Below are 24797 nucleotides of genomic sequence, written 5' to 3' on the forward strand. Positions count from 1 at the left end.
ATACTGGATCAAGAAGTGTTATATGAGCCGGTGCTGACGAGTCGCAAACGGCTTGAACTGGCGATACGCAGGACGTACAAAAGAACCTCTTGAATGTGCGGAAACATCCTGGCAATCTTCGGAATCAAGTTGTTAGCGCTCTCATCCCCGCTTGGAATATCCAAGGAGGCGTAACGCCATGCCCCGAAGAAGCCGGCTCCCAAGGAGACCGTGGCTGCTCGCCGCAGTCCTCGCCGCCGCCCTGACCGCCCTCGGCGTCACCGCCACCCCCGGCGTCGCGGCCGCGGAGTCCAACGGCGGCACCCGTGTCATGCCGCTCGGTGACTCGATCACCGAGGGCACCCAGGTGCCCGGCGGCTACCGCATCGGGCTCTGGCAGCGGATGGCGGCCGCCGGGTACCGGGTGGACCTCGTCGGATCGGCGTTCAACGGCCCGGCCGGCCTCGGCGACCACGATCACGAGGGGCACCCGGGCTGGCGGATCGACCAGATCGACGCGAACGTCACCGGCTGGCTGCGCGCCACCACGCCGCGCACGGTGCTGCTGCACATCGGCACCAACGACATCCTGCAGAACTACAACGTCGGCGGCGCGCCGGGCCGGCTGTCCACCCTGCTCGACCGGATCAGAGCCGCAGCGCCCTCGGCCGACGTCTTCGTGGCGACCCTGATCCCGCTGGCGAACCCGGGTCAGGAGGCCGCCGCCCGTACCTTCAACGCCGCCCTGCCCGGCATCGTGAACGGCAAGGGCTCGCGGTTCCACCTGGTCGACATGCACGCCGCGCTCACCACCGCCGACCTGATCGACGGCGTCCACCCGACCGCCGGCGGCTACGACAAGATGGCCGCCACCTGGTACGCGGCCCTGCGATCGGTCCCCGGAGTGATCGGTGACCCGGCCACCGGCACCGGCGCCGCCCTGGTCGGCGCCGGATCCGGCCGCTGCCTGGACGTCCCGAACGGCAGCACCGCCAACGGGACCCAGCCGATCATCTGGGACTGCAGCGGCGGGACCAACCAGCGCTGGACCTACGACGGGCAGACGCTGCGGGCGGTGGGCAAGTGCCTGGACTCGCCGACCGGCGCCACGGCCGGCGCCAAGGCCCAGCTCTGGGACTGCAGCGGCGCCGCCAACCAACGGTGGACCTTCGTCTCCGGCTCGACGGTCCGCAACGCGCAGTCGGGCCTGTGCCTCGACGTCACCGGCAACGCAACCGCCAACGGCACCGCGGTCGGCCTCTGGACCTGCACCAACTCCTCCAACCAGCGATGGACAAGCAGATGATCAGAAAACTGGCGATGACGCTCGCAGCTGCCCTGCTCGTGCTGCTGCCGCTGCCCTCCGGACCGGCCCACGCGCTCGACAACGGTGTTGCCCGTACCCCTCCGATGGGATGGAACAGCTGGAACACCTTCGGCTGCAACATCAACGAGGGACTGATCCGCGGCATGGCCGACGCGATGGTCAGCAGCGGCATGCGCGACCTCGGCTACCAGTACGTCGTCGTCGACGACTGCTGGTTCAACCCGAACCGGGACTCCGCCGGCAACCTGCAGGGCGACCCGACCCGTTTCCCCAGCGGCATGAAGGCGCTCGGCGACTACCTGCACGGCAAGGGCCTGAAGTTCGGCATCTACCAGGGGCCGCTCGACAAGACCTGCGCGCAGTACTTCAACAGCTATCCCGGCGCCACCGGCAGCCTGGGTCACGAGGCGCAGGACGCGCGCCAGTTCGCCGCGTGGGGCGTCGACTACCTCAAGTACGACTGGTGCTCACCGACCGGGACGATCAACGACCAGGTCGCCACGTTCGCCAAGATGCGTGACGCGCTCGCCGCCACCGGACGGCCGATCGTCTACAGCATCAACCCGAACAGCATCCACGCCAAGACCGGGCCGCAGCGCAACTGGGGCGACGTCGCGAACATGTGGCGCACCACCGAGGACATCAGCGACGCCTGGGACACCGGGCAGACCAACGGCTACCCGATGGGTGTCAAGAACATCGTGGACGTCACCGTGCCGCTCGCCGGTTACGCCCGGCCCGGCGGTTTCAACGACCCGGACATGATGGAGGTCGGCCGGGGCGGGATGACCGACACCGAGCAGCGCAGCCACTTCGCGCTCTGGGCGATGATGGCCTCGCCGCTGATCGCCGGCAACGACCTGCGCTCGATGAGCACGGCCACCCAGACCATCCTGAAGAACCCCCGGCTCATCGCCATCAACCAGGACACGCTCGGCCTCCAGGCCAACCAGATCTCGTACGACGGGACGCGTCGCGTGCTGGCCAAGCGGCTCGCCAACGGCGACGTGGCGGTCGCCCTCTTCAACCAGGGCTCCGCGGCGACCACCGTCTCGACCACCGCTGCCGCGATCGGCAGGAGCGGCAGCGCGTTCACCCTCCAGGACGCCTGGACCGGCGGCACGACGACCACCTCCGGCACGATCAGCGCCACGGTCCCCGGCCACGGCACGGTCGTCTACCGGGTCAGCGGCGGGACGACCAGCCCCTCCACCACGACCACGCTCGTCAGTGCCTCGTCGGGACGCTGTCTCGACGTACCCAACGGAAATGCCGCCAACGGCACGCAGCCGGTCATCTGGGACTGCAACGGCGGCGCCAACCAGCGCTGGACCACCTCCGGCGCGAGCATCCAGGCCCTCGGCAAGTGCCTGGACGCGCCGATCGGCGCGACCGCCGGCGCCAAGGTCCAGCTCTGGGACTGCAACGGGCAGTCCAACCAGCAGTGGACGATCCAGTCCGACGGCACCGTCCGCGGCGCCGCCTCGGGTCTCTGCCTGGACGTCGACCACAACCTGACCGCCAACGGCACACGCGTCCTGCTCTGGACCTGCGGGACGGCCGCCAACCAGCGATGGAGCCGGGTCTGATGCTGAGAAGGCTTCTCGGGGTCGTCGCCCTGATCTGCGCCGGCATCGCCGTCCCGGCCGCCGCGCACGCCGACAACCCGATCGTGCAGACCGTCTACACCGCCGATCCGGCGCCGCTGGTTCACAACGGCCGCGTCTACCTCTACACCGGCCACGACGAGGACAACTCCACCTACTTCACCATGAAGGAGTGGCGGGTGTACTCGTCGGCCGACATGGTCAACTGGACCGACCACGGCTCGCCGATGAGTCTCACCACGTTCAGCTGGGCCAGCGCGAACGCGTGGGCCGGGCAGGTCGTCGCCCGCAACGGCAAGTTCTACTGGTACGTCCCGGTCACCAACCGCGCGACCGGGCGGATGGCCATCGGGGTCGGCGTGGCGACCAGCCCGACCGGCCCGTTCACCGACGCGATCGGCCGCCCGCTGGCCGAGAACGGCGAGATCGACCCGACGGTCTTCATCGACGACGACGGCCAGGCCTACCTCTACTGGGGCAACCCCAACCTCTGGTACGTCCGCCTGAACCCCGACATGATCAGCTACACCGGCGCGGTGACCCGGATCCCGCTCACCACCAGCGGATTCGGCACCCGCACCGGCAACACCGCCCGGCCCACCCTGTACGAGGAAGGGCCCTGGGTCCACAAACGCAACGGCCTCTACTACAACGTCTTCGCGGCCAAGTGCTGCTCGGAGTTCATCGGTTACTCCACCGCGCCCGGCCCGACCGGCCCGTGGACCTACCGCGGCACCGTCATGCCGACGCAGGGCAGCAGTTTCACCAACCACGCCGGCGTGATCGACTTCAAGGGGAGCTCGTACTTCTTCTACCACAACGGCGCGCTGCCCGGCGGTGGCGGATACACCCGCTCGGTGGCCGTGGAGCGGTTCAGTTACAACGCCGACGGGACCATTCCGACCATCACGATGACGACCGGCGGCGCGCCGCAGAACGGGACGCTCGATCCGTACGTCCGGCAGGAGGCCGAGACGATCGCCTGGAGCACGGGCGTCGAGACCGAACGCGCGAGCGACGGCGGCATGAACGTCGGCTACGTCGACAACGGTGACTACATCAAGGTCAAGGGCGTCGCCTTCGGATCCGGCGCCACCTCGTTCACCGCCCGGGTGGCGTCCGCGACCGCCGGCGGCCGCATCGAACTGCGGCTCGGCAGCCCGACCGGCACGCTCGCCGGCACCTGCACGGCGCCGGCGACCGGCGGCTGGCAGACCTGGACCACGGTCAGCTGCCCGGTCAGCGGCGCCACCGGCTCCCGCGACCTGTACCTGCGGTTCACCGGCGGCAGCGGATACCTCTTCAACGTCGATTGGTGGCGATTCGCATGACAGCCCGGCGCCTGCTCGCCGCCGCCCTGACCGCCCTGCTGGGCGCGGCGCTCACCCTCGTGGCCGGCGCCGCTCCGGCGTCTGCGGCGACGATCGACACCAGCGCGTCCTACGTGCTGGTCAACCGCAACAGCGGCAAGGCCCTCGACGTCTACAACCTGGCCACCAACGACGGCGCGAAGATCGTCCAGTGGGCCCGTAACGACCAGGCCCAGCAGCAGTGGCAGTTCGTCGACTCCGGCGGCGGTTACTACCGGCTCAAGTCCCGGCACTCCGGCAAGGTTCTCGACGTCTCCGGCGCCTCCACCGCGGACGGCGGCGCGATCGTGCAGTGGACCGACAACAACGGCGCCAACCAGCAGTTCAGCGTCCAGGACGTCGACGGCTACATCCAGCTGATCAACCGGAACAGCGGCAAGGCGGTCGAGGTGCAGGGCGCGTCGACCGCGGACGGCGGCGCGGTCGTGCAGTACAGCGACTGGAACGGCGCCAACCAGCAGTGGCAGCTCGTGAAGGCCGGTGGCGGCACGCCCTCCACCGGGACCTTCACCAACCCGGTGGTGTGGCAGGACTTCGCCGACGGCGACATCATCCGGGTCGGCGACGCCTACTACTACTCCGCGTCGACCATGCACTACTCGCCCGGCGCGCCGATCCTGCGCTCCTACGACCTGGTCAACTGGGAGTACGCCGGACACTCCGTCCCCCGGCTGGACTTCGACTCGGGCGCCTACGACCTGAGCGGCGGCCGGGCGTACGTGAAGGGCATCTGGGCGTCCGCCTTCAACTACCGGCCCAGCAACAGCACCTACTACTGGCTGGGCTGCACCGAGTTCAACCGGACGTACGTCTACACCGCGACGGCGGTCGACGGGAACTGGTCGAAGAAGGCGCGGATCAACAACTGCTACTACGACGCCGGCCTGATGTTCGACAACGACACCCCGTACGTGGCGTACGGCAACGGCACGATCAGCGTCGCCCAGCTGTCGCCGGACCTGACGTCGCAGGTGCGGGCGCAGACCGTCTACACCACGCCGTCCAGCATCGGCACGCTCGAGGGCGCGCGGATGTACAAGCGCGGCAACTACTACTACATCTGGCTGACCCGCCCGGCCAACGGCCAGTACGTGCTGCGCTCCACCAGCCCGTTCGGCCCGTACGAGCAGCGCCAGGTGCTCCTCGACCTCCCCGGGCCGATCTCCGGCGGTGGGGTCCCGCACCAGGGCGGCCTGGTGCAGACCCAGAACGGCGACTGGTGGTACATGGCGTTCACCGACGCCTACCCCGGCGGCCGGGTGCCGACGCTCGCCCCGATCACGTGGAGCAACGACTGGCCGGTTCTGACCACCGTCAACGGGCGGTGGGGGAACACGTACCCGAAACCGAACATCACCACCGCGAAGACCGTGCAGCCGATGATCGGCCCGGACACCTTCACCGGCAGCACGCTGGGGCCGCGCTGGGAGTGGAACCACAATCCCGACACGAGCCGGTTCAGCGTCGGCAACGGCCTGCGGCTCTCCACCGCGACGGTCACCAACGACCTGTACAACGCCCGGAACACGCTGACCCACCGGATCCAGGGGCCGTCGTCGACCGCGACCATCGAGCTCGACTACTCCGCGATGGCCAACGGCGACCGGTCCGGCCTGGCCATGCTCCGCGACTCCTCGGCCTGGATCGGCGTGCGCAAGGACAACGGCGTCACCCGGGTCTCGATGACCAGCGGCCTGACCATGAACTCCGGCTGGGCCACCACCGGCACCGGCAGCGAGGTGGCCGGCGCCCCGGTCAGCGGCGGCCGGATCTGGCTGCGGGCCACCGCCGACATCCGGCCCGGCTCCGGGCGCACGGCCACCTTCTCCTACAGCACGAACGGCAGCACCTTCACCACGCTGGGCCCGGCGTTCACCCTCACCAACGCCTGGCAGTTCTTCATGGGTTACCGCTTCGGCATCTTCAACCACGCCACCCAGGCCCTGGGCGGTTCGGTCACGGTTCGCCGCTTCGACCTGACCACCCCCTGATGTACGGCTCCAACCCCCAACCCATCCCCGATCCGTCCTCAAGGAGCATCCGCATGCACGTACCCAAATGGCTTGTCGCTCTTGCCCTGATCGCGTCCGGTGGCGCAGTGGCGGTGACCGCCTCGCCGGCCGCCGCGGCGACGATCGACACGAGCGCGTCGTATGTGCTGGTCAACCGCAACAGCGGCAAGGCGCTCGACCTCTACAACCTGGCGACCAACGACGGCGCCCGGATCACCCAGTGGACGCGCAACGACCAGGCGCAGCAGCAGTGGCAGTTCGTCAGCTCCGGTGGTGGTTACTACCGGCTGAAGTCCAAGCACTCCGGCAAGGTCCTCGACGTCTACAACCTGTCGACCGCCGACGGTGGCGCGATCGTGCAGTGGACCGACAACAACACGACGAATCAGCAGTTCAGCGTGCAGGACATCGACGGCTACATCCAGCTGATCAACCGGAACAGCGGCAAGGCCGTCGAGGTGCAGGGCGCGTCCACCGCGGACGGTGCGAACATCGTGCAGTACAGCGACTGGAACGGCGCCAACCAGCAGTGGCAGCTCGTCAAGGTCGGCAGTTCCGGTGGTGGCGGCGGGGCCTGTTCGCTGCCGTCGACCTACCGCTGGTCGTCGACGGGCGCGCTGGCCCAGCCGCGGTCGGGCTGGGTGTCACTGAAGGACTTCACGGTCGTGCCCTACAACGGCAAGCACCTGGTCTACGCGACCACGCACGACACCGGCTCGTCCTGGGGCTCGATGAACTTCAGCCCGTTCACCAACTGGTCCGAGATGGGCTCGGCCAGTCAGAACGCGATGAACCAGGGCACCGTGGCGCCGACGCTGTTCTACTTCGCGCCGAAGAACATCTGGGTGCTCACCTACCAGTGGGGTGGGACGGCGTTCTCCTACAAGACCTCCAGCGACCCGACCAACCCCAACGGGTGGTCGTCGGCGCAGCCGCTCTTCACCGGCAGCATCTCCGGGTCCGGCACCGGGCCGATCGACCAGACGATCATCGGTGACGGGACGAACATGTACCTCTTCTTCGCCGGTGACAACGGCAAGATCTACCGGGCGAGCATGCCGATCGGGAACTTCCCCGGCAACTTCGGCTCCTCCTACACCACGATCATGAGCGACTCGACGAACAACCTGTTCGAGGCGCCGCAGGTCTACAAGGTGCAGGGGCAGAACCAGTACCTGATGATCGTCGAGGCGATCGGCAGCCAGGGCCGGTACTTCCGGTCGTTCACCGCCACCAGCCTCAGCGGCTCGTGGACGCCGCAGGCCGCGACCGAGAGCAACCCGTTCGCGGGCAAGGCCAACAGCGGCGCCACCTGGACCAACGACATCAGCCACGGCGAGCTGATCCGGGTCACCGCCGACCAGACGATGACCGTCGACCCGTGCAACCTGCAGCTGCTCTACCAGGGTCGGTCGCCGAACTCGGGCGGGGACTACGGGCTGCTGCCGTACCGGCCGGGTGTGCTGACGCTGCAGCGGTAAGCGCCTCGCGGTGATCTCGTCGCCGGGCCTCGCGTGCGCCGCTCACGGTGCGCGCGGGGCCCGGCGACGGCGGCTGTTCCGGTTGAGGTTGCCGGATATGGGCAACCAGGAGGCGGTCCGCTGCTGAGCTGAGGAGTTTGCTGTGCGTTCTTTGTTGACGGCGCTGGCCGTGGTGGCCGTGGTGCTGATCCTGCTGGGGTTGCTCGTCAAGGCGGTGAAGTGGCTGCTGATCATCGGGGTGATCGCGCTGCTGGCGTCGATCGTGCTGGGCGTGGTGAAGGGGCGTCAGAAGCTGCGATGACCCCGGCGGCCGGCTCCTGATCCGCCTGCCGCCGCTGGCGGCTGCTGAGCCGCCTGCCCGCGCCGGCGGCTCTTGATCCGCCCTCCCCGCCGACGCGGGCCGGAAGGCCCTGCCCGCTCCGGCGCCACCGGGGGAAGCTGATCACTGAACGGCAACAGATCAGGAGAACGCCATGAAGGACCCCGCCCCGACCACCGAGAACCTCGACCGCTGCCCGGCCTGCCACGGCCGTGGCGAGGGCTGCACGGCGACGGTCTGTCACGGCCTCGACTCCGACTGATCACGACCCGCAGGCCTGCGGTGGAGTTGGCGGCGGAAAACCGGTTAAGCCGGCTCCTCCGCGGAAATAACTCATCCATGTCGATTGATGAAGCGGAACTGATGACCTGTCCGGCCCGCATCACGCTCGACGCGGCGCAGCAAAAGTTCGTCGACAGCCTGCCCGCGCCGGCACCGGCCGTACAGTCGGAGCTGGGCTGTGAGCTCGAGCGAGGCCACGACGGATCGCACGCCGCGCTCGTGCAGCAGGTCGGCGAAACGATGTGGTGGGCGCAGTGGACGCTCAGCGCGTCCGAGATCAACCCGTACACCTGGTGCCCGGTCCGGCAGGAACCGCCGGAGGTGGAACCGGACTGCTCGCTGTTCGAGGGGCATCCGGGCCGGCACTCCTCGTCGGACCGTTACTGGATCACCGGCGACGCGGACTGAACCGGTTCACGCTGCCGACCGGCGGGCCTGGCGCGTCGCCCGTGCCATCCGCTTCACGCTGCCGCACGGCGGGCCTGGCGCGTCGCCCGTGCCATCCGTAGCAGGAACGCCGGGCTGGGCGGAACCCAGCCGAGCTGGCGCGCCAGGCCCATGTCGTCCCGGTTGGCCCAGTGCTCGACGACCTGGCCGTCCTTCATGCGGAACCAGTGAGTCTGCGTGATCGCGAACCGGCGGCCGGTGGCCGGGAACGCCTGGGCCACCGCGCCGCGCTCGTCGTACGCCACGAACGGCCCGACCTGACGCCCGGACATCGTGCAGTGCACGACGGTGAGGTCGCCGTCGGTCACCGCGTCGTGCACGTCGAACGTGAGGTCGGCGAAGGCGGACCGCAGCCAGTGGGCGGTCGCCACGAACGCGGCGGGTCCCTGCCCGCGGCAGGCCGGCGGCTCGTCCTTCGCCTCCCGGTTGGTGGCCCGGGGATGAACCACCCGGCTCAACTCATCGAGGTCACCGGACCCCATGATGGTCATGGAACGGATGCAGGTCTCCGCATCGATGGTGGACATGATCCCTCCGAAGGTATTGACTACACTCCCGAAGTATTCAATGCCATGGAGCGGTATTCAATGTCTCGTCGCGTCTACGACAACACCCGCCGCGCCGAGCAGGCCCGGCTCACCCGCCGCCGCATCCTGGACGCGGCCCGGGAGTTGCTCGTCGACCTCGGCCCCGCGGCGGTCACCATGCGCGCGGTGGCGACCCACGCGGACGTCTCGGTCGAGACGGTCCGCAAGACCTTCGGCACCAAGGCAGCCCTGATCAAGGACGTCTACGACGTCACGCTCGCCGGCGACGACGAGCCGATCCCGATGATCGACCGCCCGGAGATCCAGGCGGTGTTCACCGCGGCCGACCCCCGCGACAAACTGGCCCGGTACGCGTTCGCCGCCCGCCGGGTCGGTGAACGCGTGGGCCCGCTGCTCGCCAAACTGCTCGCCGGCGCCCGCGGCGGCGACCCCGACCTGACCCGCTTCCGGGAGACCACCAACCACGAGCGGATGATCGGCGCCGAGGGCGTGGTGCGCCACCTCGCCGCCACCGGGGGCCTGCGTCCCGGCCTCGATGCGGAGCGGGCGCGCGACATCGTCTGGACCCTCATCTCCCCCGAGGTGTTCGACCTGTTCGTGGGGGAGCGGGGCTGGTCACCCGACGAGTACGAGCAGTGGCTGGCCCGCGCCCTCGCCGACGCCCTGGTCACGCCCTGACGCACAGACCTTCCAGGAAGGCCAGGGTGCCGTCGATGGCCTGGTCGAGGTACCCCTCGGCGTGGGCCGTGCCGGGGATCAACTGCAGCGTGCTGGCGACACCAGCCGCGGTGAGCGCGCGCTGCATCGCCGTGGGGTCGCTGACCGGCACGAACTCCGACAGCGAGTTCGCCAGGTAGACCGGGCCGGCCTCGGCGGTGACGTGCCCGACGGTGGAGGCGCGGGGCAGCAGCGACCGGTCGCCGCCCACCTCCTGCAGGATGCACCAGCGCAGGAAGGCGTCGTCGCGCCCGGTCTGGTCGATGTCGGCGCTGCGCATCGCGTCGAGATCCTGGCTGGTGGGGGTGGCGGCGGCGGTGCCGTCGGTCGTCTCGACGAACGACGCGAGGTCGAAGATGCCCGACCAGCTCACCGAGGGACGGCCGGTGGCGATGCCCGCCTCGACCGCCAGGTTGCCGCCGGCTGATCCGCCCACGAATGCGAGCCGGCCGGGGCCGACGACATCGCCGGCCCAGGCGGCGACGGTCAGGATGTCGTCGCGCCCGGCGGGAAACGGATGGGCGGGGGCGAGCCGATAGTTGGGGACGAAGACCGCGAAACCGGCCTGGGCCAGAATCGTTGCCAGCCGCTCCTCCTTCGACTTGTCCCCGCGGAACCAGCCGCCGCCGTGCACCAGCACCACAGCCGGAGAGTTCTCGTCCGCTGTGCCGTAGACGTCGAGGCGGTGCTCGGCGGCCGGTCCGTACGCGAGGTCATGCTTCGTCATCGCACTCATGACCCCACCCTCCCCGCGGTCCCGCTGCTTGCCGTCGGTCGAACGACTCACCGCGCCGGTCGGGCCTGCCGGCCGACGCGCGGGCGTGGTTTGCTGGGACGATGGCGCACATCGATCTTCCCCCGCTGCCAGGCATCGCCGGACTGCTCGCTGCGCACCCGCACACCGCGGGTCCGCTCAACCAGCTCGCCGAAGCCCTGCTACGCGGCCCGTCGCCGCTCACCCCCGCGCAGCGGGAGACGATCGCCGCGCACGTCTCGCGGGAGAACGGGTGCGAGTTCTGCGCCCGTACCCATGGGGCTGTCGCACGCGAACTCGGCGGCGCCGACGCCACCGACGCGACGTTGCGGTCGTTGCTCGTCATCGCCGATCGGGTACGGGTGGACGGCCGCTCGGTCAGCCCGGAGGACGTGGCCGCCGCCCGGGAGGCGGGAGCCGACGACCGGGCGATTCATGACACCGTCCTGATCGCGGCGGCCTTCTCGATGTTCAACCGCTACGTCGACGGCCTGGCCACGGCGCTGCCCGCCGACCCGGCCGACTACGACAGGCACGCGCGCGCCCTCGCCACCGGCGGTTATCTGCAGAGCCCCGGCTAACTGTCCGAGGGGACCGTCGTCGCGTTGACGATCTCGCGGAGGGCGGCGACATGCCCCTCGTACGCCTTGCGCCCCGCACGCGTCATCGACAGCCACACGCGGCGGGTGTCGGCGCCGAGTCGTTCCTGCTTGACGTATCCCGCGTCGACGAGTGCGGCGACCTGTTTGCTCAGCGCGGACGGGCTCAGGTCCAGATGGTCCTTGATGACCGACAGTTCCACGGTGCTCCCGGCGACGAGCATCGCGCAGATCCGCAGCCGGTGCGTCGGGTGGATGATCGGGTCGAGTTCGGCTGTCACCGGGGCGCGCCCGTCGAGCGCCGGTGCACCACGCCGGCGACCAGGTAGAGGACGGTCGCCGCGACGGCGAGCACGATGATCGGCCAGGACCGCGTGGTGATCTCGGAGACGACGAAGGCGGCGGCCAGGCAGCCCATCGCGGTGAAGACCAGGGCGAGGAAGGTGCGGCTGGTGGGCAGGGTGTACGGCGTGCCCATCCGGTACCCGGTGAGCACGTTGATCGCGAGGAGCGCGGCGCCGGTGGCGAAGAAGTAGGTGCGGCCGTCGTCGCCGAGCGCGAAGGTGAGTGTCATGGCCCCCAGCAGGAGAGCGTTGACCGGGTAGATCCAGGTGGGCCACGGCGTGTCCCGCACGGCGCGCTGGGCGCTGTCGATGGTGGCCAGCGCCTCACGGGCCTCGGCGGGGTCCGGAACGTGCGAGTCGTTTTCCATGACGGAAACTATTGCAGATGTTTTCCATCATGGCAACCTTCAACCGCACGGAAAATATCTGGCGCGTCCGCCTGCCTTGACCTCAACCGTCGTTGAGGTACGAGGCTCGGTCCGTCCGCCAACGGAAAGGACTGCCACCGATGACATCCCGACCCGTCGTCCTCGTCACGGGAGCGACCGGCCGCGTCGGCCGCCTCGTCGTGGACGCTCTGCTGAGCAGCGGCGCTCACGTGCGTACCCTCGTCCGCTCTCCCCAGGTCGCCGACCTCCCCGCGCGCGCCGACGTCGCCGAGGGTGATCTGCGGGAGCCGGCGACGGTGGCGAAGGCCGCCGCCGGCGCCGATGCCGCGTTCCTGGTGTGGCCGGGCTTCTCGGCCGCCGGCGCCGAACCGGTGGTCGAGGCGCTGACCGTGCAGGTTCCGCATCTGGTGTACCTGTCGGCGGCCCGATTGCAGCGCGACGAGCACGGCCCGATGCCGGGTGTGTGGTCCGACGTCGAGGGCATCATCGAGCGGTCGCCGGGGACCCGCACGTTCGTGCGCAGCGGCGGGTTCGCCGCCAACACACTGGAGTGGGCGCAGCAGGTGCGCGGCGGCGACGTGGTGCGGATGCCGTATCCGGGCGCCGTCCGGTCGCTGGTCCACGAGCGGGATCTGGCCGATGTCGCGGTGCGGGCGCTGCTGGATCCCCGGCACGCCGGCCGCGCCTACGTGGCCACCGGTCCGGAGGCGCTCAGCAGCCAGGATCAGGTCCGCGTCATCGGTGAGGTGCTGGGGCGCCGGCTGCGGGTCCTGGCCCAGCCGCTGGACCAGGCCCGCGAGGAGCTGAGCCGGGTGATGGGTGAGTCGACCGCGGAGCAGTCGCTGCGGTACTGGGCCGGGCTGGCCGACGAACCGGAACGGGTCACCACGGACGTCGAGGAGGTCACAGGTCACCCGGCGAGGTCCTATCAGGCATGGGTACGTGATCACGCCCCCGACTTCCGCGGAGACTCCCGGTAGGGTCCGGTGCGTGCTGGACGACACCCTCCGCCCGGCGCCCCCTCGGCGGGGCGGATGGGCGGCCCCGGCCGCGCTGGTCAGCGTGACGCTCGCGGCGATCGCCGGGTTCCTGTTCCTGATGATGGTCACCGGCGGGCTGCTCCGCTGGAGCCCGCTGCCACCCGGATCGCCGGCGGACACCTCCGGCCGGGTGAGCCTGCCGGCCGAGGTGGGCGCCCCCGGCATCTGGACTCCCGACGCGATGGCGCACCCGATCCCGGCCGCCGCCGTTCTCATCAGCGGCAACACCTGGTACGCCGACGACTCGGAGTTCTACGGCGGCCTCGTCGGCGCCGGCGCTGACGACTACCGGGTCCTCGACAACGAGGGCGCGGCCGGCATGGCCTCGGTGCTGTCGCCCGACGGTCGCCGGCTGGCCTCCGGCGACGGCATCCTCGACATCGCAGCCGGGCGCCGGACGCCGTACCCGCGAGCGTGGACGGATCGGGAGATCGCGGCTCAGGCGTGGTCGCCGGACGGCACGCGGCTCGTGGTGACCAGCCGGCCCGTGGACGACGAGCCGTACGCGGCGCCCGAGTCCCTCGCCCTGCTCGACACCGGGATCGGCGCGATCACGGAACTCGAGGGCAGCAGCCCCGGACTCGACGGCTGGACGGCGGCGTTCTCACCGGACGGCGCCCGGCTCGCGTATCCCGCCGGTGGCCGGATCCGGATTCTCACCCTGGCCTCCGGGGCGATGCTGGACATTCCGACGCCCGGCGGGGCGATGCCGGCCGGCAAAGGCGCCTGGACCCGGGACGGCCAGGGTCTGCTGACGGTCGCGGGGGAGCACTGCGACACCTGCGGCGATTACCCGGTCAGCTGGACGGTCACCACCCTGTCGGCGTCGACCGGTGCCATCGCCGGCCCGCAGTACCGGCTGGACGGGGTCTACGCGGTCCGGGTGCTCGGCTGGTGGCCGTCCGGCAGGCCGGTGGCTGTCGCCTACGCCCCGGCGCCGGGCACCCCGGCGACGCTGTTCGACGACCCCGGCACGCAGGCGGGCCTGAGCGGTCTCACCACGGTCGGGACCGTGCGGGTGCTGGAATTGACGCCGGGCTCGGATCATGCCGAGCTGGCCGCTGCCGCTACGGAGAGCATCGATGTCGCGGACGATGTGCTTGCCGCGGGCACGCTGCGCGACGGGCGGCGGCCGCTGACCTCGGTGGACCGGCTGGCGACGGGCGTCGCGTGGTTCGTCGGGCTCACCGCGGCGGCGGCGCTGCTGACCGGGGCCTACGCGGTGGCCCAGAGGGCGAGCAGGCGCAGGTCGCCGGGCATGTCCACCGGCATCGCGGACAGCGTCTGACGGCACGCGCTCACGACGCGGCCCACCCGCTCCAGCGGCTCACCTCGATCGACACGATCGGGCCGTGCGGGCGCCGCTCGACGTAGGCCGAGTAGCGCGCTGCGAGCGCGTCCACCGCCGTCTCGTCGGTGTCCAGGACCCGGGCGGCACCGTCGGCACGGGCCCACCAGAGTCGCGACCAGTCCTCGTCGTAGGCGTCGGCGAGCAGGCACACCTTCGGCCGTGCCCGGATGTTGTCGAGCCGCCGCAGGTGGGTGGTGCTCTTCGGCTTGTGGTCGACGGCGAACACGATCCGCTCGCCGAGGACGGCGAACGTGACGGGCACCAGGTGCGGTTCCCCGCCGGCCGCGACGGTGGCCAGGCGAGCGACCCGGGCGGCGGCGAACCGGCGGCGGGCCTCCTCCACGGGGAGCCGCATGGGTGACGAACCTCCAGGTCAGGCGAGGTCCGACTATACGTGGCGCCGACCGCTCCAGCGGCTCCCGTGACGACCGGTAGTACGAAGCGGAGGCGCGCGATCGTGCCCGAGGCCCGGACGGTTCAGGAGATCTTCACTTTACATTGGTGATCTTGGTTGTTTGGATTCCTGTGTCCCACGGGGAAAGCAGGAGGCTCTCATGACGTTCGTACGCGGCCGGCGAGTGCTCACGATCGCTATGGCGATGGTGCTCGCAGGTCTCACCCTGATCGCCGGCGCGGCGCCCGCGCAGGCTCGGCGGGCCGGGCTGGCCCAGCCGGCGATCACCTTGCCGGGCGGGTCGCAAGCTGTCGCCGGCGGCACGGTCACCGTCACGTTCGACGCCGGTGGGGATCGCCGGGTCACCGGCTTCCGATACAGCTTCGGTTCGGCAACCCTCGATGCCAGGGTTGCGGCCGGCGTCCGCGGCGGCACGGCCACCGTCGACCTCGCGGTCGGTGACATCACCGGTGACCGTCCGCTGTACGCGGCTGTGGTCGACCGCTTCGGCCGGGTCGGCCCGCTGAACCAGGCCACGGTCACCGTCACGCCGGTTGCCGGCGGCGAGCTCACCGGCAGGGTGCTGAACGGGTACACCTGGCTGCCGATCGCGGGCGCCGCCGTCACCCTGTCGCCGGGCGGGCTTCAGGTCAGCACCGGCGACGACGGCGCCTTCAGCGTCGGCGGCGTCACGCCGGGCGTCTACGCGGTGACCGCCGCGGTGGGCGGTGACTGCCCGGCCACGTCGACGCAGACGCTGGAGATCGACGGGCAGGGCCTCGCCGTCGAGTTCTACCTGTTCCCGGAGTGCGCGCCGGAGCAGTGACGACGCGGGGAAGGGGCGCGGACCGTGACGGTCCGCGCCCCGTGCTCACCGCGAGTCGGATCAGGGGAGGTTGATCGGGCGCAGGACCCGGTCGATGCCGTGACCGATCTGACGGTTGCCCTTGTTGATGTCGAACCGGTTGATCCGCGGGTTGCGGTCGCTACGGTCCGCGTCGATCAGGGAGATCCGCTTGTGCCAGCGCGGACCGTACACATTGACCTTGATCTTGGAACCGGCCGCGGTGGCGAGCTTGGCGTTGTCGGACTTGAGCGCGGCCTTCTTGGTGATCGTGGCGCCCGGGACGACGTGGTAGAGCAGGACCGACTCGACGGTGTTGATGCCGAGGCCGGCGACCGCGGTGAACGCCTTCTTCTCGCCCGGGAGCTTCTTCGACTTGGTGATGTCCTTGACCAGCAGCTGGAAGGCCCGGTCGTTCGGCAGGAACGCGGTCAGGGCGACCTTGCCGTCGGCGAGGACGCCGACCTTGCTGCCCGGCTTGGCCTTCAGCACCGCCTTCACCGCGGCGGCCAGGATGTCGTAGTCGTGGCCGTTGTGGTCGAAGCCCTTCTTGTCCGCGGTCAGCACCGCGGCGAGGGACTTGGTCTTGAGCGGCTTCTTGCCGGCGGCCTGCGCAGGTCCGGCGCCCAGTGCGGAGGCGACGATCGCGGCGGTGGCGACAGCGGCGGCCTGCTTGCCGAGACGGGTGAACCTCATCTTCGAGCCTCTTTCCGATCGGTACGGGTGGTGGCTCCGACAGCCACCACCCGTACTTCGCTCGGTCCCGTACGGATGGATGCAGTTAATTCGTGAGAGTTCCGCGCAGCAGGCTCTTGCCCGAATGAGTGGCGTCGCCGTCGTGCGGTTCGTCGCTGACGTCGACGAGCCGGTACCGGTTCAGGTCGGTGCCCGGCGGCACGGTCAGCAGGGCCTCCGTGCCGGGCAGATTCCCGACGGCCACCATTTTGCCGGGCGTGTCCGGGTCCAGCAGCCACACCTCATGAAAACCCGAGGTCAACGGCAGATTGCGTACGTCGATGCGCAGCTGCCCGCCGGAGAGCACCCGCACGTCTCCGCCGGCGGCCGGGGGAACCGTGGGCAGCGGGGCGAGCGTCGCCCGGGCCGTCACCTGCTCGGCCGGTGCCCGGTCGATGAGCCGGTCGACACCGATCGTGCCCGCCACCGCGAGCACGGCCGCCGCCGCCGCGGTGAGAACCGGAGCGAGCCAGCGCGGCCGGGAGCGCCGCGCCCGGTGTTCCGCCAGCTCGGCGACGGGCGCCGGCTGCTCGGCGGGTGGGCGTGTGGACGCGATGTCCGCCTGGACGGCATGCCACACGTGGTCCGGGGGAGGGGGCAGGTCGCGCAGCTCAGCGGTCTGCGCGCCGACCTCGGCGACGTGGCGCAGCGCCTGCATCTCGTGCCGGCAGGTGGCGCAGCCTTCCAGGTGATCGAGTTCGGTCAGCTCCTCGAGTTCCTCAGAGAGTGCGAGAAGGACCAGTCGATCGGGATCCAGATGTTGCACCGTCCACCTCCCAACGGCGTCGCAGGTTCGCCATCCCCCGCCGGAGATGGCTCTTGACCGTGCCGAGCGGCAGCCCGGTGGCCTCCGCTATCTGCGGATGGGTCAGATCGTCGAAGAACGCCAACTCCAGTGTGCGTCGCTGTTCGCCGGGCAGCCGCTCCAGCTCGTCGGCGACCAGCAGCCGGTCGACGATGCGCTCCGGTGACTCCTCGACCGGCGGCACCGAGGGCTGCGCCTGCACGGTCTCGGCCGTGCGCTGGTCACGGGCCGACGACCGGATCCGGTCCACCGCCTTGCGCCGGGCGATCCCGAGCAGCCAGCCCAGCATCGTGCCGCGCTGCGGATCGAATCCGTCCCGGCCGGTCCAGGCCGCCACGAACGTCACCTGGGTGACGTCCTCGGCGTCCGCCCGGTTGCCGAGCAGCCGCTGAGCCAGATAGAGCACGGCCGCGCCGTGCCGGTCGTACACCTCACGCAACGCTGTCTCGTCGCCGGCGCGTAAGCGCCTGGCGAGCTCATCGTCGGAACTCATCGACCTCCTTCCGTCACTGACACTTCGCTTCCCGGGCCACCGCCGGTTGCAGATGCGCATTCTGCCTCACCGCCGCCGTCTCCCAACTTGCCGACACAGTGTCGGTATAGTTCCCGACATTCTGTCGGCAAGATATCGGAGGAGTCATGTTCCTGGCGGTGCGCGAACTGCGGTTCGCGCGTTCGAGGTTTGCGTTGATGGGCGCCGTGGTGGCGCTGATCGCGGTGCTCATGGTGCTGCTGTCCGGGCTGTCGTCCGGATTGGTGAACGACGGCGTGTCCGGGCTGCGGCGGATGCCGGTCACCGCGTTCGGGTTCGCCGAGGGCACCCGGGTGGACGGTGCGTTCTCGCGCAGCGTCGTCGACGCGCAACAGGTCCAGGCCTGGCGCGGGCAGCCCGGCGTGGAGGCGGCCGAGCCGTTCGGCAACGTGCTGGTGAACGCGCACAGCGGCGCCGGGACGCCGATCGACCTGGCGCTCTTCGGCGTCCGGCCCGGCTCGTTCCTGGATCCGGCGCCCGCCGACGGATCCCGGCTGGGCAGCGCGGACGGGCTCGTCGTCTCGCGCACACTGCTCGACGCCGGGCTGCGCCTCGGTGACACGGTCACCGTCGATCGGACCGGCGTGCGGCTCACCGTGGTCGGAGCGACGGCCGATCAGCGTACGTTCGGGCACGTCGACGTGGCCTACCTGCCGCTCGACACCTGGCGCCGGATCCACACCGGCGCCGACGCGGAGGCGACCGCGGTGGCGATCAGGGCCCGCGAGGGCGCCACGCTGGACCTCGCGGCCGGGGACGCCGCCGCGGGCACCACCAGCATGACGCTCGCCGACGCGTTTGCGACCTCGCCCGGCTACACCGCGGAGACCTCGACCCTCACGCTCATCCAGGTCTTCCTCTACGCCATCTCGGCACTGGTCGTGGGCGCGTTCTTCACGGTGTGGACCATCAACCGCCGGCACGAGCTGGCGGTCCTGCGGGCGATCGGCGCGTCCCGGGCGTACCTGCTGCGCGATGGCCTCGCCCAGGCGCTGCTGATCCTGCTGGCCGCCTGCGCCGTCGGAGTGCTGGCCGGTGTCGGCGTCGGCGCCCTGATCGCAGGCGGGGACGTGCCGTTCGCCCTGGAGACGCCGGCCGTCCTGACCGCGGCCGGGCTGCTGATCACGCTCGGGCTGCTCGGCGCGGCGACCGCCGTCGTCCGTATCGCCACGGTGAACCCGCTGGCCGCCCTGGGAGCACAGCGATGACGATCGACGCCACGACCCGTACCGGATTGTGCCTTGCCGGAGTCACCCTGCGCCTGGGTGATGGCGACGACACCATCACCGCGCTCGACGCGGTCAGCCTGACCGTCGCGCCCGGCGAGCTGGTCGCGGTGGTCGGCCCGTCCGGCGCCGGCAAGTCCAGCCTGCTCGCCGTGGCCGGCGGGCTCACCGTGCCGGACCAGGGCAGCGTCACCGTCGACGGCAGCGACCTGACCGCGATGAAGCCGGCGGCACGCACCGCCCACCGGCGCGAACACATCGGCTTCGTCTTCCAGAGCGGCAACCTGATCCCGGCGCTGACCGCGCTCGACCAGCTGCGGCTGATCGGTCACCTGAACCGCCGGCGGACCGGGACGCGCGACGCCGAGCAGTTGCTCGCCGAGGTCGGGATGGCCGGCAAGGCGCACCGGCGCCCGCACCAGCTCTCCGGCGGCGAACGGCAGCGCATCGGCATCGCCCGCGCGCTGATCGGCGGCCCGTCGCTGCTGCTGGCGGACGAGCCGACGGCCGCGCTCGACCGGGCGCGCAGCCACGAGGTGGTCGAGTTGCTGGCCCGCGAGACCCGGCGCGCCGCGGTGGCGACCGTGATGGTCACGCACGACACTGACGTGCTGGAGCACTGTGACCGGGTGGTAGAAATGGTCGACGGACAGTTGTCCGGCTAGGCGACCCGAAGGAGGCACGGTGCCGCGCATCTCGGCGCCCACCGTCGCCGAGCACCGCGCCGCCAAGCACCGCGCGCTGCTCGACGCGGCCCGTGCCATCCTGGCCGAGGAGCCGGGCGCCGCCCCGTCACTGGCGGCGGTCGCCGGGCGTGCCGGTCTGGCGCGCTCCTCGGCGTACGAGTATTTCCGCTCCCGCCAGGACCTGCTCGACGCCCTCATCCAGGACGTGTTCCCGCGCTGGTCGAAACGGGTGACCGACGCGATGGCCGCGGCGGGCTCACCCGGCGCGCAGGTGCTGGCATATGTGGACACCAACCTGGAGCTGGTCGCCGAGGGCGAGCACGCGGTGGCCCGCGCCCTCGCCGCCATCGCGCCCGGTCAGCAGCTGGACGACAGCAGCCGGGTCATGCACCGGCAGCTGTCGCATCCGCTGATCGACGCGCTGCGGGCGTTGGGCGTGCCCGACCCGGCCACCACCGCCGAGATGATCAACGCGATCGTCTACAGCGCGTCCAGCCTCATCGAGGCGGGCGGAGACCCCGCCGGCATCCGCTCCCGCGCCGAGGAGCTGCTCGGGCCGTTCCTGCGCGACCCGGGGTGACCGGACCCGGCGTCCCGGAAGTAACTGATGGCGCCCTTGCCGCGCGCCTTCGCGTCGTACATCGCCAGGTCGGCCTCCCGCAGCAGCCTGTCCAGGCTGTCCGCGGTCCCCGGCTGTGACGGCGTGATGCCGATGCTGACCCCGACGGCCACCGTCGACCCGTGAATCGTCATCGGCGCGCTGATGGTCGTCAGCAGGCGCTGGGCCAGGCTCGTGGTGTCGGTGTCGGAGATGTCGGTGACCAGGACGGCGAACTCGTCACCGCCCAGCCGGCAGACGACGTCCTCCGGGCGCAGCGCCGCGGCCAGCCGGTGGCCGACGGTCACCAGCGCCTCGTCGCCGCCGGAGTGGCCCAGGGAGTCGTTGATCGGCTTGAAGCCGTCCAGGTCGAGCAGCAGCAGCGCGACCCGGTCGGCGTCGCTGATCGCCGCGGCGCCGCGTTCCCGGAAGGCGGCCCGGTTGGGCAGGCCGGTCAATGGGTCGTGATGTGCCTGGTAGGCCAGGTGCGCCTTCTGTTCCTGCAGCGTGACGGCCATGCTGCCGACCATCACCAGTGACGTCAGCTGCCGGAGCAGCACCAGGCAGAAGGTGCCCAGGAGCAGCCACACCAGGACGGCCCCGAGCTGTCCGGTGACCACCTGCACCACCGCTACCGCCGCCACGGCGAGGATCACCGGGATGTACGGCAGGACCGCCCACACGCTGATCACCATCCGGCGGACGTCGGCCTCGCCGGACGCGGGGAGTTCGTGCCGGCTGGAGAGAGCCATCAGGATCGCGCCGAGGACGAAGCCCGCGCCGACGCCGTGCTCGTACCAGAGCGAGCCCCGTACCCCGTTGTGGACGACGATCATCATCGTCACCGCCAGCACCGCCGCCGCGCCGGCCAGCAGGTGCAGCGCGTGGGCGTTCCGGGTCGGCGCGCTGGTCGACGCCGTGACCAGCGCCAGGGCCACGGCCAGCGCCTCCGGGACGAGGAAGTGGACGTCCGCGATGATCACGGACAGGTCGGTGGTGGCGACGGCCGGGGCGAGGATGAACTGCCACGCCAGGATCAGGATGGCGCCGGCCACCGCGGCGATGTCGATGAGCCGCCGGACCCGGGCCAGTCCCCGGGCCGGGGCGGCGATCAGGATCAGCCCCACCGGGAGCAGCATCGTGGCGAGCAGGGAGAGCAGCCCGCCGATGTCGGTGCCGGCGGTGCCGAGCAGCGAGGACCGGGTCAGCAGGAACAGGCCGTTGCCCAGGCTCCACAGACCAGCGGAACAGGCGCCGACGACCATCGCGGCGCGTGCCCGGCCGGCATGCCGCCGGGCGCCGCGCCAGTACCCCACGCTGGCGTAGGCGGCCGTCAGCATGATCAGGAAGTCGGAGAGGGTGTAGCCCCAGACGGGCGGCAGGTGAGGCACCGCAGCCTGGAACCCGAAGGCCACAGCCACCGCGAACAGCAGTGCGGACGGAAGGCTGGTTCGCATGCCGTCCCCAACGGCGGATGACCGTCCACGGGCGAGAAGAACCCGGGTTGCGTCCGGGTTGCGGATCGGTTGCCGGCGTGCGTAACGCACCTTGAAGTGCGTACTTCCCGATGGAGAGTTACCGAACGATAGTGGAGCAGCCCCACCCGAGGCCCTTCACGAAACAGAGGTTCGAGCATGTCTCTCTCCCTTCCCGGCGGCACCTGGACCCTGGGCGACCTGACCGTCACCCGGTTCGGCTACGGCGCCATGCAGCTCGCCGGCCCGTGGGTCATGGGACCGCCCGCCGACCACGACGGCGCGCTTGCGGTCCTGCGCGAGGCGGTCGCCCTCGGCATCACCCACATCGACACCGCCGACGCGTACGGCCCGCGGTTCACCAACGAGGTGATCCGGGAGGCGCTCCACCCGTACCCGGCGCCGCTGCACATCGCGACGAAGGTGGGCGCGCTCCGCGACGAGCGGGGCGGCTGGCCGCCGGCCCGCCGTCCCGACCAGCTGCGGCGTGCGGTGGACGACAACCTGGAGGCGCTTGGTCTCGACACCCTGGACCTGGTCAACCTGCGCCTGGGCGACGCGCAGGGCCCGCAGCCCGGATCGCTCGCCGAGGCCTTCGAGACGCTCGCCGACCTGCGGCGGCAGGGCCTGATCCGGCACCTCGGCGTCAGCAACGCCACCCCGGAGCAGGTCGCCGAAGCGCAGTCCATCGCGCCGATCGTCAGCGTGCAGAACATGTACAACCTCGCGCACCGCCACGACGACGAGCTGATCGACCGGCTGGCCGCCGAGAACATCGCGTACGTGCCGTTCTTCCCGCTCGGCGGGTTCACGCCGTTGCAGTCCGGCGCGCTGTCGGCCGTGGCGGCCCGGCTGCACAGCAGCCCGATGGCGGTGGCGCTGGCCTGGCTGCTCCAGCGCTCGCCGAACATCCTGCTGATCGCGGGCACGTCGAGCGTCGCTCACCTGCGGGAGAACGTCGCCGGCGCCGGGATCACCCTCTCCGCCGAGGACGTGGCCGAGCTGGACCGGATCGGCGGGAGATAGCCTTCGACGAAAACAGGTGACCGGGGAGGCGGGATGGCGACCACGACGGCGGCCACGGCGAAAGCACAGGCCAAGGCGGATTACAACGCCTTCCTCGCGGTGTGCCCGAGCCACAAGGTGCTGGAGCGGATCTCCGGGAAGTGGGTCACCCTCATCCTGTCCGCCCTCGGCAGCGGGCCGGACTGCGCCGGCGACCCGCGCCCCATGCGCTATTCGGAGCTGTCCCGGGTGCTGGCCGGCGTCAGCCAGAAGATGCTCACCCAGACCCTGCGGTCCCTGGAGCGCGACGGCCTGATCAGCCGCACGGTGACGCCGACCGTGCCCGTGACGGTCGCCTACGAGCTGACCGACCTGGGCCTGTCCCTGCACGCGACGATGCAGGGCTTGAAGGCCTGGGCCGAGTCGCACATCGACGAGGTGTCCGAGCACCGCGCCGCCTACGACGACGCCGTCAGTCCAGCTTCGGCTGCTCCATGAGGTCGCGTGCGGACAGGTCCGCCACGGCGCTGCCGTCGGTGAGGCGCAGCGTCAGCGAGGTGCTGTTGGTGCTCGACTCCTCGAGTCCTTCGGGGTACCACGCGGCGAAGAACCCGTCGTTCACCGTCGCCCGGATCGTCGGGCCGGCCGCGCCGTCCCGGTCCCGCACGGTGATCTCGACGGCGTCGACCCGCGAGCCGAGGCGTCCGGCCATCAGCCGCGCGTAACCCTCGTCGGTGTGGACCTGAGGCCAGGCGTACAACTCGATGCCCCGGGCACCGAGGGCGGCCGCGTCGACCGGGGCGGCGAGGATGCTCGTGTCGTGCACCCGGCCGTCCCGGTCCCGGAAACACGTGACGCTCCCGCCGTCGGTGAGGACATTGACGTACGCGTAATCCCCGCGCCGTTCCCCGATCGCGACCCGGGTGCCGGGCGTGCCGGGCGCGGGGAGGCACCGGCTCGCGATGTCCTGCGCCTCGGCGGCGGGCAGCGGGCTCGGGTCGGTGGTCCAGGAGGCGTACGCCCGGTCCGCGCCGACGGCGTTGACGGCGAACACGGTGGCGGCGGCCAGGGTGAGGGCGGCGCCGGCCATGACCAGCCGCGGCCGCCGGCGCCGCGCGGCAATCGTGATCGGCTCGGCCGGTGTGGCCGGGTCGGAGCGCAGGACGCCGTCGAGGAGGGCCTGCGCGGACGGCTGCCGGGTGCGGGTGGGTACGGGTTCGGCCGCGCTGCGCAGAGCCTGGTCGAGATCGCGGTGGTGGGTCATGCGGAGACTCCTGCTGCGGTGGTGGGGTGGGCGGGCGGCTGGGGTTCGGGCATCCGGGCGTCGAGGTGCGGGCGCAGCAACCGGTGCAGGCGCCGGCGGGCCCGGAGCAGGCGCAGGCTGAACGCGGGCCGGGAGATGTTCAGCAGGGCGGCCGCCTGGGCCCCGGTCAGGCCCTCGAAGACGGTGAGCGTGAGTGCCTCCTGGTCCTTCACGGGCAGGCGGTTCCAGGCTCGGGTCAGGTCGACGCGGGCGGCCACCTCATCGGCTTCGGCGTGCCCGGGATCGTCCGGTTCCCGCAGGATCCGCAGCGTGAGGTTCTGCCGGCGCTGCTCACTGCGCTGCCGGTTGCGCAGCGTGTGGTGCGCGGCGGTGAACAGCCACGCACGGGCGTCGCTCAGTGTGTCGGGCACGTCGTCGAAGCGGCGCCAGGCGGTGAGGAAGACCTCGGCCACCACGTCGTCGGCGACAGCGGGATGAGTGCGGCGTTCGACGAAGCAGAGCAGATCGTCGTACGACGCCTCGAACAGCTCGCGGAACGCCGCCTCGGCGTCCGAAGGTGGTTTCATACTTCCCTCATGTGCGGCCGGGCCGCCGCTGCTACATGTTGCTTCCGTCGTCCGCCCGACCCATCGTGGGGTACGGGCGGCGAACAGCCCATGCCGGGTAC

At 70.9% G+C, this 24797-nt stretch carries 28 protein-coding genes; 17 read left to right on the plus strand and 11 right to left on the minus strand.

The genetic code is table 11. The annotated features are described in order from the left end of the window. Window positions 1-178 precede the first annotated feature (178 nt). From AMIS_RS13940 to AMIS_RS13965, 7 genes are all read left to right on the plus strand, one after another. Entirely contained in the window at window positions 179-1285 is a 1107-nt protein-coding gene (locus AMIS_RS13940; RefSeq protein WP_014442945.1) for a ricin-type beta-trefoil lectin domain protein, read from the plus strand. After that, window positions 1282-2895, plus strand: a complete 1614-nt coding sequence (locus AMIS_RS13945; RefSeq protein ID WP_014442946.1) for a glycoside hydrolase family 27 protein — start codon at window positions 1282-1284, stop codon at window positions 2893-2895. Before AMIS_RS13940 ends, AMIS_RS13945 begins: the two co-directional genes overlap by 4 nt. Next, on the plus strand, window positions 2895-4244 hold the full coding sequence (locus AMIS_RS13950; RefSeq protein ID WP_014442947.1) for a glycoside hydrolase family 43 protein: 1350 nt from the start codon (window positions 2895-2897) through the stop codon (window positions 4242-4244). Before AMIS_RS13945 ends, AMIS_RS13950 begins: the two co-directional genes overlap by 1 nt. Further along, window positions 4241-6274, plus strand: a complete 2034-nt coding sequence (locus tag AMIS_RS13955; RefSeq protein WP_014442948.1) for a family 43 glycosylhydrolase — start codon at window positions 4241-4243, stop codon at window positions 6272-6274. Before AMIS_RS13950 ends, AMIS_RS13955 begins: the two co-directional genes overlap by 4 nt. A gap of 53 nt (window positions 6275-6327) precedes the next feature. Then, complete coding sequence (locus AMIS_RS13960) at window positions 6328-7776, plus strand: non-reducing end alpha-L-arabinofuranosidase family hydrolase (protein WP_014442949.1); 1449 nt, start codon at window positions 6328-6330, stop codon at window positions 7774-7776. 142 nt (window positions 7777-7918) lie between these two features. Next, entirely contained in the window at window positions 7919-8077 is a 159-nt protein-coding gene (locus AMIS_RS43360) for a hypothetical protein (RefSeq protein ID WP_014442950.1), read from the plus strand. Window positions 8078-8434: 357 nt separating this feature from the next. Beyond that, window positions 8435-8785, plus strand: coding sequence for a hypothetical protein (locus tag AMIS_RS13965; RefSeq protein ID WP_157434852.1), 351 nt, complete (start codon window positions 8435-8437; stop codon window positions 8783-8785). Between the two features lie 53 nt (window positions 8786-8838). On the opposite strand, the gene AMIS_RS13970 is transcribed toward AMIS_RS13965, so the two are convergent. After that, entirely contained in the window at window positions 8839-9351 is a 513-nt protein-coding gene (locus tag AMIS_RS13970) for an ester cyclase (RefSeq protein WP_014442952.1), read from the minus strand. A gap of 60 nt (window positions 9352-9411) precedes the next feature. Between AMIS_RS13970 and AMIS_RS13975 the strand changes: the two genes are divergently transcribed. Next, complete coding sequence (locus tag AMIS_RS13975; protein WP_157434853.1) at window positions 9412-10050, plus strand: TetR/AcrR family transcriptional regulator; 639 nt, start codon at window positions 9412-9414, stop codon at window positions 10048-10050. On the opposite strand, the gene AMIS_RS13980 is transcribed toward AMIS_RS13975, so the two are convergent. After that, window positions 10040-10825 (minus strand): alpha/beta hydrolase, encoded by a 786-nt coding sequence (locus AMIS_RS13980; protein ID WP_014442954.1) that lies wholly within the window; start codon window positions 10823-10825, stop codon window positions 10040-10042. The two genes, AMIS_RS13975 and AMIS_RS13980, sit on opposite strands and share 11 nt — an antisense overlap. Before the next feature lie 101 nt (window positions 10826-10926). Here AMIS_RS13980 and AMIS_RS13985 point away from each other — a divergent pair, with 101 nt between their 5' ends. Beyond that, window positions 10927-11424, plus strand: coding sequence for a carboxymuconolactone decarboxylase family protein (locus AMIS_RS13985; RefSeq protein ID WP_014442955.1), 498 nt, complete (start codon window positions 10927-10929; stop codon window positions 11422-11424). Here AMIS_RS13985 and AMIS_RS13990 read toward each other — a convergent pair. Both AMIS_RS13990 and AMIS_RS13995 read right to left on the minus strand, forming a co-directional pair. Further along, the gene (locus AMIS_RS13990) at window positions 11421-11723 is read right to left on the minus strand and encodes a transcriptional regulator (protein WP_014442956.1); all 303 of its coding nucleotides are present in this window, start codon (window positions 11721-11723) and stop codon (window positions 11421-11423) included. The genes AMIS_RS13985 and AMIS_RS13990 overlap by 4 nt on opposite strands. Further along, complete coding sequence (locus tag AMIS_RS13995; protein WP_014442957.1) at window positions 11720-12154, minus strand: hypothetical protein; 435 nt, start codon at window positions 12152-12154, stop codon at window positions 11720-11722. The genes AMIS_RS13990 and AMIS_RS13995 overlap by 4 nt, the downstream gene beginning before the upstream one ends. Before the next feature lie 140 nt (window positions 12155-12294). Here AMIS_RS13995 and AMIS_RS14000 point away from each other — a divergent pair, with 140 nt between their 5' ends. After that, window positions 12295-13155 (plus strand): NmrA family NAD(P)-binding protein, encoded by an 861-nt coding sequence (locus AMIS_RS14000; protein ID WP_014442958.1) that lies wholly within the window; start codon window positions 12295-12297, stop codon window positions 13153-13155. A 10-nt stretch (window positions 13156-13165) separates the two neighbouring features. Beyond that, window positions 13166-14503, plus strand: a complete 1338-nt coding sequence (locus tag AMIS_RS14005) for a WD40 repeat domain-containing protein (RefSeq protein ID WP_014442959.1) — start codon at window positions 13166-13168, stop codon at window positions 14501-14503. 10 nt (window positions 14504-14513) lie between these two features. On the opposite strand, the gene AMIS_RS14010 is transcribed toward AMIS_RS14005, so the two are convergent. Next, entirely contained in the window at window positions 14514-14921 is a 408-nt protein-coding gene (locus AMIS_RS14010; protein WP_014442960.1) for a TIGR03668 family PPOX class F420-dependent oxidoreductase, read from the minus strand. A gap of 199 nt (window positions 14922-15120) precedes the next feature. On the opposite strand from AMIS_RS14010, the gene AMIS_RS14015 reads away from it, so the two are divergent. Then, entirely contained in the window at window positions 15121-15786 is a 666-nt protein-coding gene (locus tag AMIS_RS14015; protein ID WP_014442961.1) for a carboxypeptidase-like regulatory domain-containing protein, read from the plus strand. 60 nt (window positions 15787-15846) lie between these two features. Here the strand turns inward: AMIS_RS14015 and AMIS_RS14020 are convergent, their stop codons facing one another. The 3 genes from AMIS_RS14020 to AMIS_RS14030 form a co-directional block, all read right to left on the minus strand. Next, window positions 15847-16500 carry a fasciclin domain-containing protein gene (locus AMIS_RS14020; RefSeq protein WP_014442962.1) on the minus strand — a complete coding sequence of 218 codons (654 nt, stop codon included), beginning with the start codon at window positions 16498-16500 and terminating at the stop codon, window positions 15847-15849. Window positions 16501-16585: 85 nt separating this feature from the next. Continuing rightward, a complete protein-coding gene (locus AMIS_RS14025) occupies window positions 16586-17305 on the minus strand; it encodes an anti-sigma factor (protein WP_014442963.1) in 720 nt (239 codons plus the stop codon). After that, on the minus strand, window positions 17259-17837 hold the full coding sequence (locus AMIS_RS14030; RefSeq protein WP_041829759.1) for an RNA polymerase sigma factor: 579 nt from the start codon (window positions 17835-17837) through the stop codon (window positions 17259-17261). The genes AMIS_RS14025 and AMIS_RS14030 overlap by 47 nt, the downstream gene beginning before the upstream one ends. A 197-nt stretch (window positions 17838-18034) precedes the next feature. Between AMIS_RS14030 and AMIS_RS14035 the strand changes: the two genes are divergently transcribed. Genes AMIS_RS14035 through AMIS_RS14045 form a run of 3 tightly spaced genes read left to right on the plus strand, consistent with a single transcriptional unit; the run spans window position 18035 to window position 20368 of the window. Then, the gene (locus AMIS_RS14035) at window positions 18035-19084 is read left to right on the plus strand and encodes an ABC transporter permease (protein ID WP_231859301.1); all 1050 of its coding nucleotides are present in this window, start codon (window positions 18035-18037) and stop codon (window positions 19082-19084) included. Next, entirely contained in the window at window positions 19081-19767 is a 687-nt protein-coding gene (locus AMIS_RS14040) for an ABC transporter ATP-binding protein (protein ID WP_014442966.1), read from the plus strand. The genes AMIS_RS14035 and AMIS_RS14040 overlap by 4 nt, the downstream gene beginning before the upstream one ends. 19 nt (window positions 19768-19786) lie before the next feature. Next, the gene (locus AMIS_RS14045) at window positions 19787-20368 is read left to right on the plus strand and encodes a TetR/AcrR family transcriptional regulator (protein WP_014442967.1); all 582 of its coding nucleotides are present in this window, start codon (window positions 19787-19789) and stop codon (window positions 20366-20368) included. Here the strand turns inward: AMIS_RS14045 and AMIS_RS40515 are convergent. Next, the gene (locus AMIS_RS40515) at window positions 20269-21843 is read right to left on the minus strand and encodes a GGDEF domain-containing protein (protein ID WP_014442968.1); all 1575 of its coding nucleotides are present in this window, start codon (window positions 21841-21843) and stop codon (window positions 20269-20271) included. The genes AMIS_RS14045 and AMIS_RS40515 overlap by 100 nt on opposite strands. Window positions 21844-22020: 177 nt before the next feature. Between AMIS_RS40515 and AMIS_RS14055 the strand changes: the two genes are divergently transcribed. Beyond that, window positions 22021-22887, plus strand: a complete 867-nt coding sequence (locus AMIS_RS14055) for an aldo/keto reductase family oxidoreductase (RefSeq protein WP_014442969.1) — start codon at window positions 22021-22023, stop codon at window positions 22885-22887. Between the two features lie 33 nt (window positions 22888-22920). Continuing rightward, entirely contained in the window at window positions 22921-23364 is a 444-nt protein-coding gene (locus AMIS_RS14060; RefSeq protein ID WP_014442970.1) for a winged helix-turn-helix transcriptional regulator, read from the plus strand. Here the strand turns inward: AMIS_RS14060 and AMIS_RS14065 are convergent. Together AMIS_RS14065 and AMIS_RS14070 are read right to left on the minus strand one after the other, a co-directional pair. Continuing rightward, complete coding sequence (locus AMIS_RS14065) at window positions 23339-24130, minus strand: hypothetical protein (protein WP_014442971.1); 792 nt, start codon at window positions 24128-24130, stop codon at window positions 23339-23341. The two genes, AMIS_RS14060 and AMIS_RS14065, sit on opposite strands and share 26 nt — an antisense overlap. Next, window positions 24127-24696 (minus strand): RNA polymerase sigma factor, encoded by a 570-nt coding sequence (locus tag AMIS_RS14070; protein WP_014442972.1) that lies wholly within the window; start codon window positions 24694-24696, stop codon window positions 24127-24129. The genes AMIS_RS14065 and AMIS_RS14070 overlap by 4 nt, the downstream gene beginning before the upstream one ends. Window positions 24697-24797: the final 101 nt, after the last annotated feature.

The sequence above is a fragment of the Actinoplanes missouriensis 431 genome, assembly GCF_000284295.1.
GTDB lineage: Bacteria > Actinomycetota > Actinomycetes > Mycobacteriales > Micromonosporaceae > Actinoplanes > Actinoplanes missouriensis.